This window comes from Nocardia vinacea NBRC 16497 (assembly GCF_000308835.1).
GTDB lineage: Bacteria > Actinomycetota > Actinomycetes > Mycobacteriales > Mycobacteriaceae > Nocardia > Nocardia vinacea.
In genome coordinates, this window is record NZ_BAGN01000117.1 from 1 (window position 1) to 3,526 (window position 3,526).

Genomic DNA, 3,526 nt, shown 5'->3' on the forward strand with positions numbered 1-3,526 from the left:
CAACGTGTCCCTGGCGGTGCCGCCGGGCAAGCGGCTGGCCGTCGTCGGCCCGTCAGGTGCGGGGAAGAGCACCATGCTGCAACTACTCGCCCGGTTCTACGACGTGGACTCCGGCGCGGTACGAATCGGCGGTGTGGACGTGCGCGCGATGAGCTCCGAGGAGTTGATGGCCCAGCTCGCCATCGTCTTCCAGGACGTCCATCTCTTCGACGGCACCATCGAGGAGAACGTGCGTCTCGGCCGCCCCGGCGCGACCGACGCGCAGATGCGGGCCGCCGCCACCGCGGCGGGTCTGGACGAGGTGATCGAGCGTCTCCCCGACGGCTGGAACGCGCTGGTCGGCGAAGGCGGCGCGCTACTGTCGGGCGGTGAGCGCCAACGGGTTTCCATCGCTCGGGCGCTGTTGAAAGATGCGCCCATCGTGCTCCTGGACGAGGTGACTTCCGCCCTGGACCCGGTGAACGAGGCGGCGGTCCACGCCGGCATCGAGCGCCTCGTGGCCGGCCGAACCGTGGTGATGGTGGCGCATCGAATGCGCACCATCCGCCGCGCCGATCACGTCGTCTTCCTCGACGGCGGCCGAATCGTGGAACAGGGAAGCCATGACGACCTTGTGGGCCACGGCGGCCGCTACGCCGCGTTCTGGGCGATATCCCAACCATTGTCAGCCGTTGAGTAACTGCCAGGTGGAGAAGGCGAAGCCCGACTCGCATCAGCCTGGTGGGCCCGGTGAGTTCGAAGCCGAGCAGCTTACCGATGTGCTCGATTCGGCGGGAGACGCTGCTGTGGTGCAGGTGCATGTGCGGACGACCCGCAGGTCGCGGTGCACGCCGTCCGCAACCTGGCGCGCGCCGGTTTCGGCGCGGTATCGGTGCGCTGGTCCCAGCTCGGGTTCGGTCGTACGTCCTCGACCTCCACCAGCCAGACGACCCCGCGAAACCTGTTGGGGTTCAAGGACGGAACGCGCAACATCAAGGCCGAAGACCACGACACCGTCAACAAGTTCGTCTGGGTCGATCGCGGCGACGACCAGGCATGGATGGCAGGCGGCTCGTACCTGGTGACCCGCCGTGTCCGAATGCTGATCGAGCCATGGGACCGCACCACCTTGCACGAGCAGCAACGAGTGATCGGCCGCACCAAGGGCACCGGCGCACCCCTGGGCTGCCGGGACGAGTTCGACGAACTCGATCTGCAGTCCGCAGGCCCCTCAGGACCACTCGTCGACACCGACGCCCACGTGCGATTGGCATCGGCCGAAGAACTCGGCGGTATCCAGATCCTGCGCCGCGGCTACAACTTCACCGACGGATCCGACGGCTTCGGTCATCTCGACGGAGGACTGTTCTTCATCGCCTACTGCCGCAACCCGCAAACCCAGTTCGTGCCGATGCAGGACAACCTCGCCCGCAACGAATACATCAAACACGTCGGATCGGCGGTCTTCGCCGTCCTACCAGGACTCGGCCCCGAGGACTACCAGGGATCGACCTTGTTCGCGGGCTGACGCCGAACATGTTGTAGACGAGGCGAATTCGGCCCCGATGCCGCCGTAGCCGAGCGCGGTCAAAGCGTGCGTCTGTCTCGAACAGCAGGTCGTCCAACGGGCTCGGGACCGTCAGGGGTTGGCGGTTCACCCACCACGAGCTCATGCCTGCCTGGCATTCGGTCAGTTTGTGGCCACGTCGGCTGGCGGGAATCGGCGTCGGCGGTGTTGGGAAACACCACTTGGTAGCCATGTTCGATGACGACATCGGCCCGCTAGGGGTTCGGAGCATCAAAATCGGTCACGGTGGGCGTGGCTCGGTTGACCGAAATCCGATCGGCACCAGGCGTGGTTTGTGTCGCGAGGGTGGCGAGTAGGGCGAGGATGGCGATGGTTGCGCCGAGGGTTACCCATCCGGTGCCCAGGCCGAGGCCGTCGGCTCGGGAGGATGCGAGCCAGTCGGTAATCGAAGCACCGAGTGGGCGGGTGACGACGTAGGCGGACCAGAATGCGGTGACCACACCGAGCCCGCCCCATCGGTGGGCGACGGCGGGGATGGCGATGGCAATGGCGAATACGACGGCCGACGTCAGGTAGCCGAGGTGCAGTCGTTCGGCAGTCAGGTCGCCCGCGACGGTGCCCAGCGCGAAGGTGGCCATGACGGTCGCCCAGTAGAACCCTTCCCGGCGCCGGGTGGTGATGCTGTGCACGGACAACGTCTTCTCGCTGGCGTACCAGAGTGCGAAGATCGCCGCGAGGATGACCGCAAATACTAAAGTTGCTGCCAGCAGTGGGATTCCGATGATGAAGCTGGTGATGTCGGCGACCATGGTTCCGAAGATGCTCACCATCACCACCGCCGACCAGTAGGTCCAGACGTGGTAGTGACTGGCACGGAATTGGGCGACCAAGCTGATGACCAGCACCAATCCGGCGAGACCTACGGCGATCTCGGGCACGAAATGGGTGACCAGGAAGTCCGAGAACGTCTCTCCCATCCCGGTGGTCAGAATTTTGATCGCCCAGAACAGCACGGTGATCTCGGGAACCTTGGCCGACAACGATCTAGCTGGCGGGGCAGCGGTCTTGCTTGTCATGCGCGCCAGCGTGGCAGCCGGGCGCTGAGGACCCGCTGAGAACGTGACACACGACACCTAACCCGGTCGGCGCTGCCGATCGAGTGGGGCCCTCCGAGGTTCAGACACGGCGGCAACCCGTTTCGTATCTACGGCACGGCGCAGACGAGACCGCGGCGGATACTGGCCGCCGGGGTGATCGCCGACGCGTTCGGGTTATCGGTGGTTTTACGTCAGCGTCTACCGTGAGTCGGTCCCCGGCGTGGCGTAGCAGGTGGGTCGCTGTGCTGTGGCAGTGTGCTCGGCCATGATGCCGAGAGCCCGTCTTGCGGTTACGGCGGTGTCGATCCTGTCAACCGTTATCGCGGTGTCGGCGTGTATGGGCGAGCCTGTCGCGGAACTCGGGCGGATCTTTCCCGATCTGGTCTACACAGTGGTTGACGGCAATGACCAGCGGCTCGATCTGTATCTGCCCGCCACCACAGCAGAAGCGCCGCTGGTGCTGTATTTCCATGGCGGTGGATGGTCAAGTGGTTCACGCAAGAATTACCGAAACCTGGGGTGGCAGGCCGATGAGCGCACGCCGTTCGCGCAGTTGATCGCGGCGGGTTACGCGGTGGCCAGCGTGGACTATCGGCTCAGCCGTCAGGCAAAGTGGCCTGCCCAGATTGTTGATGCGAAAGCTGCGGTGCGGTGGTTGCGCGCGAATGCCGACAGGTATCTTATCGACACGAATCATATTGCGGCATGGGGAGATTCGGCTGGCGGCCACATCGCGGCGATGCTGGGCACCTCGGGTGGTGTCGCCGAACTCGAAGGTTCCGAGGGCAGCGCCGGGTATTCGAGTCGGGTGCAGGCGGTCGCCGACTGGTTCGGGCCTACCGATCTGCTCACCATCGACGATCAGGCCCTCGAGGACGGCCGGAGCACGGTTCACCTCGCGGAAGGTTCCGCGGAGTCACTG

Annotated in this window: 3 protein-coding genes and 1 pseudogene; 3 read left to right on the plus strand and 1 reads right to left on the minus strand. The window is 65.2% G+C overall.

All coding sequences use genetic code 11. From position 1 onward, the window contains the following. Together ON44_RS16425 and ON44_RS16430 are read left to right on the plus strand one after the other, a co-directional pair. Window positions 1-679 (plus strand): ABC transporter ATP-binding protein (locus ON44_RS16425; RefSeq protein ID WP_040690904.1); only part of this gene is annotated, 679 nt, incomplete at its 5' end. Between the two features lie 81 nt (window positions 680-760). After that, window positions 761-1,507, plus strand: a pseudogene (locus ON44_RS16430) (Dyp-type peroxidase); the annotation flags it as partial. Window positions 1,508-1,761: 254 nt separating this feature from the next. Here ON44_RS16430 and ON44_RS16435 read toward each other — a convergent pair. After that, entirely contained in the window at window positions 1,762-2,583 is an 822-nt protein-coding gene (locus ON44_RS16435) for a COG4705 family protein (RefSeq protein ID WP_083897921.1), read from the minus strand. A 319-nt stretch (window positions 2,584-2,902) separates the two neighbouring features. Here ON44_RS16435 and ON44_RS16440 point away from each other — a divergent pair. After that, window positions 2,903-3,526, plus strand: a 624-nt coding sequence (locus ON44_RS16440) for an alpha/beta hydrolase (protein WP_218007585.1), incomplete at its 3' end; no start/stop codon positions are given.

What these genes read in the sequence shown, in the direction of transcription:
- ON44_RS16435 (WP_083897921.1), bottom strand. Translation starts at nt 2,583, where the DNA reads ATGACAAGCAAGACCGCTGCCCCGCCAGCTAGATCGTTGTCGGCCAAG.